The organism is Candidatus Propionivibrio aalborgensis, from assembly GCF_900089945.1.
In the GTDB taxonomy this organism is placed as follows: domain Bacteria; phylum Pseudomonadota; class Gammaproteobacteria; order Burkholderiales; family Rhodocyclaceae; genus Propionivibrio; species Propionivibrio aalborgensis.
The window spans coordinates 1-6,093 of the sequence record NZ_FLQY01000219.1; the positions used below are offsets into that span (position 1 = coordinate 1).

A 6,093-nucleotide genomic window follows, 5' to 3' on the forward strand; every position below is an offset into this window, starting at 1 on the left:
GCGCTCAACGGTCACTATGCGAGCCTTCACGCCATGCAGTTCAGCGAAGGTGTTTCTCCTGGAAGCCTCGTCAATGCTGGCCCGGAGGCTTCGCCAGTAGCCCTTGAAGTTGATATCACGCGCGCGGATAAGTCCGGAGCACAACGATGAAAACAAGCATTGTCGAGGCCAATAATATTGCACCGTTCAACACCGCCTTGTGCAAGGCAAGCAATGGGAAGTTGCCTCCCTTGCGGGGACCCAAAAACATCAACCACCCGGTCAGCCTCTATGCCGCGACAAAGAAGTCGAACGAACTGATGGCGCACAGCTACAGCCACCTGTTCGGGCTACCGACCACCGGCCTGCGCTACTTCACGGTCTATGGCCCCTGGGGCCGTCCGGATATGTCGCCCTGGCTGTTCACCAGCGCGATACTTGAGGGTCGCCCGATCGACGTCTTCAACCACGGCAAGATGCAACGTGATTTTACCTACGTCGAGGATATTGCCGAGGGCACGGTCAGAGCCATGGATCGCGTTGCTGCTCCCAACATGGACTTCGACGGTGACAAACCCGACCCCGGCAGCAGCCGGGCACCCTACAGGGTGTACAACATTGGCAACCACCAGCCGGTGGAATTGATGACCTTCATCGAAACCATCGAAAACGCACTGGGGCGGGAGGCGCAAAAGAACTTTCTGCCCATGCAGGCGGGCGACGTTCTGGCCACCTATGCGGACATTGATGATTTGCGGCGAGATGTCGGCTTCGAGCCGAAAACCCTGCTCTTCGAAGGCATTGCGCGCTGGACGGCTTGGTTCAGGGAATACGCAGAACTCGCATAACCTTCAGTGTAATTGCATGATCCTGCGGTACAATTCCGCGTTTTCCTGTACGCCCTAAAGTCTGTAACGACGCGTCTAACGCCACTCCCGAGCCCGGATCATGACAAGCCCGACTGCCAGCACCACTGCACACTTGGAAACTCCGCGCCTCTCGGTCGTCGTTCCTGCCTACAATGAAGAAGAAAACATCGTTCCCCTCGCCGATGAAATTATTGCCGCACTGGCCAGCCTTTCTGGCGGCTTTGAACTGATTCTGGTCGACGACGCCAGCACGGACTCGACCGCACGTGTCATTGGACAAATCAAGAATCCACAGGTACGTGCCGTTTATCACCGCATCAATTGCGGACAGAGCGCGGCCATTGGCAGTGGATTCCAGGCGGCGCGTGGCGAATGGGTCGCCACGCTTGACGGTGACGGGCAGAATGATCCGGCTGATCTGCCGGCCATGCTCGAGAAGGCGATCCATGACAGCGTCGATTGCGTCACCGGCGTGCGCAGGAAGCGGCAAGACAATTTCATACGCCGATTCTCATCCAGGGTAGCCAACGGCTTCCGTAACTGGATCACGGGCGATCAGGTCAGTGACAGTGGCTGCGGCATCCGTGTCGTGCGCCGCGCCGCTTTACGCGAAATTCCCGTGTTTAACGGCATGCACCGATTCCTGCCGACATTGCTGCGTGGTCAGGGTTACACCGTTGCAGAAACGACGGTCAACCACCGCGAAAGGCTGCGCGGCACATCGAAATACGGGGTGCACAACCGCCTCTGGCGTGGCATCCGGGACTGCTTCGGTATTCGTTGGTATCTCAAGCGTGCCGTGCGTTCGGACCGTCTGGGCAAATCCCGGTGATGCGAGACGAACCTGTCGGAGAAGTGCTTCCGGATACTCGGGAAGCCCCACTGGATGAAGGCGAGGAAGAAACGCCGATTCCCGAGCTGGAACAGGTTGCCCAGGACACTTCGCGCAAGTTATTGACCCTGTTGGCGGTCGGCGCCGCACTGTTGCTGGTGATTCATGCCACACCCTTCGGCGACCAGGTGCGCAACTGGGACGCGCTGGCCGAGCTGTTCAAGGCGGGTGGTCTCAAGGCCGAGATTTATTTCGTTCTGATCAGCTCGTTTCTGATCATGCTCGGCACGCCTCGCCTGCTTTTCTGCGCCCTCGGCGGCTTTGCATTCGGTTTCTGGGAAGGAACATTCTGGTCGCTATCGAGCAATCTGATCGGATCGTTCCTGGCCTTTAAAGCGGCACGGTGGGGAGGGAAAGCGTGGCTGACCGAGCGTTTCGGCCAGCGGCGGTTCTTTGCGCGTATCGCCCACGCCAAGCCAACCATCTCTTCGATTGCTTTCATCCGCATGCTGCCGGTCAGCAACGCCATCATCAACATTGGCCTGGCGCTGAGTCATGTAGGCAATCGCGCCTTTCTGCTGGGTTCGCTCATTGGATTCATGCCGCAGGGCATCGTCGCCGTCATCATCGGCAGCGGCATGGCGGAAGAAGTTCCGTGGGCAGGTGCTGCCCAGATCGGTGTCGCCGGCGTACTCCTGCTGGCGATCCTCTTCTGGGCCTCCCGAAAGCGCCGCAAGATGACCTGAAAACATCGATTGGCGCATGACAAGCAACTCCTTTCGTTCCGCTCTGCCATTCGACCTAATCGAGCTCGATGTCGGCTGGAAGATTGGTATCCAGCCACCGACAAAGCAGCGAAGACGCCGCCCAGTTGCGTAGGAAGCGCGCCCGGTCGCGCCGCCAGACGCGGGCGAAAGCGGTATCTGAACGGTGCTGCTTCATCGCGTCCAGGTCAATCAGCCACACCCGCCCTTCGTGCCAAAGCAGGTTCGTTGCCTTGAGATCGCCGTGACTGATGCGCAGCCTGCACAGCGTCTCGAACAGCGAGAGAAGCGCCTGCGCCACATCGCCTGGGGGCTCCGAATTCGGTGTCAGGTGGGCCGTCAGATCGCTTCCAGGGCAATATGCATTAACGAGGAAAGCCCGCGAGCGCAGCGGCCCGATTCGTTCCTCAAGCAATGCCAGCGGAGTCGGTGTGGAAATGCCATAAAACTGTAGCCGGTGCCCCTCACGCCATGAGTGCCATGCCCGGCTCGGCCGCCAGAGTCTCCCCAGAACGTGCTTCAGATTCTTCAGGTTGTATCGCTTGATGACCAGAGTACGGCTTTCCTGCTCGACTTGTACAACGGTACTCGTTCTCCCGTCCTTCAGGAAACGGCCTCGAAGGATGGCCTCATCCGGCGCTTCCAGCAGCGGCGCCAGAAGCTCCGCCTGATCGCGTTGCATAGCGCAGAAGCGGAATGCGCTGCGCGTTACCGCAAAGCGGGTGCAATCACGTACCGACTTGCCGAGAAAATCGTTCAGTCGCCAGGCACGCACGCGCAACAGCGCGTTCTCGAGGTGCGAAGCATCAGAAAAACGGCGCCCTCCCCATTCGCAGTAAGCATTGAGAAGCACTGCGCGGCAGGCATCCCAGCTTGGCGGCAGCTGCGCCAGCAAGATGGCCAGATTGCTTGCTGCCTGCTCCTCGTCCAGTGGCTGGCCTGGCGAAATGGCACGTACCGCGTCACCGTCGATAACGAATACCTGGTCACCGCAGCGCAGAAAATTCCCGAGGTGGAGATCTTCCTGCGTAAGACCTGCGGCATGCATCGAACCGAGCAGCCCGAAGGCCGGGCGCAACACATCAAGCGCAGCTTCGCTGCCGGCAGACAGCGCAGACACCGGCTCCCATAGTTCTTCCAGGCTTCGCGCATGTTCAAGATAGGCGGTAAGCAGAACGTGGCCGCCCGCCTGAAGAGCATCGGCCAACAGCGGATCGGGCGTCAGTATGCCAGCGTGATGCAGCGCATCGATTCCGGATCTTTCTTTCGCCCAATGCCGGGCGCTGCTGCCCGCGATGAAAAGCTTGACCAGTACGTGCCGGCCGTTCCAGTCGCCTTCGCCGACAATTCGCTTGCCGGGCAGAACGCGCAACAAGCGATGCACGACCACTTCACTGCCATCGTTCAACGTTACGGAAAACGGAATTTCCGGCTGGCGCCCCGCGCCACGCAAGTCAGCGGCTTCGACCCGTTTCGCTGAATTGGCTGAGCTGCCTGAATTGGCGCTCATCGCGGATCCCCTTTCGCATACTTGCGCAGGAAGCGCGCCTGCAGGCGCTCGGCTTCACGAGCCAAATACGACAGCAGTTCCGCTTCGTCTTTCAGGATCTCGCGCGGTGTCTTGTTGAAATATCCGCACAGAAAGCGCAAATGGTCACGCCGGGTCAGTCCAATGTTCAGCGCCGAAAAATACAGGCTGGACAGATCCTTGTCGCGCCAGCGGCGCGGGATTTCCTGCCGAACTTGTGCGCGATGCAGGTCGATCATCGAGAGCTTCAAATTGCCTACCGTCGGCGCCGGATCAAGATGCAGCAGGAAGTGGCAGATGTAGAGATCGCGGTGATTGACGCCACCTCGATGCATGCGACCGACCATTTCGGCAACTCGCCTTATAAGCGCTCGCTTCAACGCCAAGGATGGAGGCGCCGCAGGCCAGTCGCCACAAAAGTCTTCCAGGCTGATCGTTGGCGCCAGCTCTTCGGTCACGATGAAGGACTGCCGCGTTGCCGGATTGCTCCCGCGCTGAGCGAACGCGACAACATGCATGGTCTCGACGCCCAGCTCACCCAAGGCTTTGATCGCCTGCCACTCGTTGTGCGCGCCAAGCACGGGCAGGCGGAGATAGAGCAGGTTTTTCAGAATCTCCGTCCAGCCGACACCGCGATGAATCTTCACGAAATAGCCGCGCCCTGCCACTTCGGTACGCAACGTGCGGCGCGCTTCAAGTTCACGGAAAACCTCGCCTTCAAGCGCCTCAACCGCAACGAATGGATCGTGTCCGGACCACAGCGTACGAAAGGGTTCGTCGATGAAGAGCATCGGCTCGCTCATTGGCGTACGTTGAGAATCAGGTCGGCAGCGCGTTCTGCATTGCTGTAGATATCGGCCGTCTGGGCGAAAGCCAGCGCGTTGGTTTGCCAGCGGACCCGTGCACCCTTGTCATCCAGCATTTCGGCGAGCATCGAATCCAACTGCGACTGTTCGAACGGATCGGGAATCACCAGCCCACCCTCCGCGTCAGCGATGTAATGGGCGTAACCGCAAACCGCCGTCGCCAACACCGGCAGCCCGGCCACCAGCGCTTCCAGCAGGACAGTGCCGGTATTCTCGTTATAGGCTGGGTGGATCAGCAGATCGGCGCCGAGCAGAAAGCGCGGAATATCGCTACGACCCGAAAGAATGCTTACGCTTTCCGCCAACCCCAGCGAACTCGCCTGTCGCTGAAAGAAGCTCGGTTCGTCCTGCCCGATGGCAATCAGGCGCGTCCGGGCCAACAGCCCTTCCGGCAAACTGGCGAGCGCCTTCAGGCTACGATCAAGGCCTTTGGTCTTGAACCCCGAACCAATCTGCAACAGAAGAAGATCGTCATCAGCCAACCCGAACTCCTGGCGAAACCCGGCGCGGATTTCTGCCGCATTGCCCGGTGCTCGCCGGTCGGGTGAGATGCCGGGCGGCAAGAGATGGAAACGACCGGATGGTGTGGCATAGTGCTTTTCAAACAACGCCTGCTGCTGCGGCGAGATCATCAGGATTTCGGTACGACTATCGGGCGAAAATACCGCCCGTTCGTAGGATGAGAAATGCCGGTAGCGCCCGGAAAGCCGGTATATCGGGTTGCGTTGCGTGCGCGCTTTTTCTTCATAACAGGGGTCGGCCGCAAAATAGACATCCAGCCCTGGCATCTTGTTGAAACCGATGACGCGATCAACCGAACGACTGTTGATATCCTGCCGCACCCAGTCCACAAACTTTTCATAGCGCCGGAAATTGCTCAAGGCTTTGACGGGCGCACAAACAACTTCGAACCCGGACGGAACATCGCCATTCCATTCAAGCGTATACACCCGGATCGCATGCCCGCGGGCCTGACAGGCCAGTGCGATACGCATGAAATCGCGCTGCAAGCCGCCGAAGGGGAAATACTTGTAAAGCGAAAAGGCGAGCCGCATCAGATATTCTCCGGCGGCGCCCGTTCCGCCTCGATCAACCTGTGCCCACCCAAGGGCAGATAACTAAGCAGACGAAAGAGAAGGATCACGGCCGGACCTTGTTGGAATGGGATTGTTGGGTTGTTTGATTGTTCAAGACGGGTTTGACCCGCGGCACACGAAAAACTACAATTCAGCGAACCGCCGAGTTAATCAGGACA

5 protein-coding genes and 1 pseudogene are annotated in these 6,093 nt (G+C 59.1%); 3 read left to right on the forward strand and 3 right to left on the reverse strand.

Features of this window, described 5'->3' with window-relative positions; all coding sequences use genetic code 11:
* Positions 1–227 precede the first annotated feature (227 nt).
* The 3 genes and pseudogenes from PROAA_RS11135 to PROAA_RS11145 all read left to right on the forward strand — a co-directional run.
* A pseudogene (locus PROAA_RS11135) lies at positions 228–827 on the forward strand (NAD-dependent epimerase/dehydratase family protein); the annotation flags it as partial.
* 100 nt (positions 828–927) lie between these two features.
* On the forward strand, positions 928–1,680 hold the full coding sequence (locus PROAA_RS11140) for a glycosyltransferase family 2 protein (protein WP_186411413.1): 753 nt from the start codon (positions 928–930) through the stop codon (positions 1,678–1,680).
* The gene (locus PROAA_RS11145; RefSeq protein ID WP_186411414.1) at positions 1,680–2,426 is read left to right on the forward strand and encodes a TVP38/TMEM64 family protein; all 747 of its coding nucleotides are present in this window, start codon (positions 1,680–1,682) and stop codon (positions 2,424–2,426) included. Before PROAA_RS11140 ends, PROAA_RS11145 begins: the two co-directional genes overlap by 1 nt.
* A gap of 55 nt (positions 2,427–2,481) precedes the next feature.
* On the opposite strand, the gene PROAA_RS11150 is transcribed toward PROAA_RS11145, so the two are convergent.
* The 3 genes from PROAA_RS11150 to PROAA_RS11160 are packed head-to-tail and all read right to left on the reverse strand — an operon-like array spanning position 2,482 to position 5,893.
* Positions 2,482–3,954, reverse strand: a complete 1,473-nt coding sequence (locus tag PROAA_RS11150; protein ID WP_186411415.1) for a lipopolysaccharide kinase InaA family protein — start codon at positions 3,952–3,954, stop codon at positions 2,482–2,484.
* Positions 3,951–4,763: a lipopolysaccharide core heptose(I) kinase RfaP gene (gene rfaP / locus PROAA_RS11155; RefSeq protein ID WP_245664249.1), complete on the reverse strand. Its 813-nt coding sequence runs from the start codon at positions 4,761–4,763 to the stop codon at positions 3,951–3,953. Before rfaP ends, PROAA_RS11150 begins: the two co-directional genes overlap by 4 nt.
* Before the next feature lie 8 nt (positions 4,764–4,771).
* Complete coding sequence (locus PROAA_RS11160) at positions 4,772–5,893, reverse strand: glycosyltransferase family 4 protein (RefSeq protein WP_186411417.1); 1,122 nt, start codon at positions 5,891–5,893, stop codon at positions 4,772–4,774.
* Between the last annotated feature and the right edge of the window lie 200 nt (positions 5,894–6,093).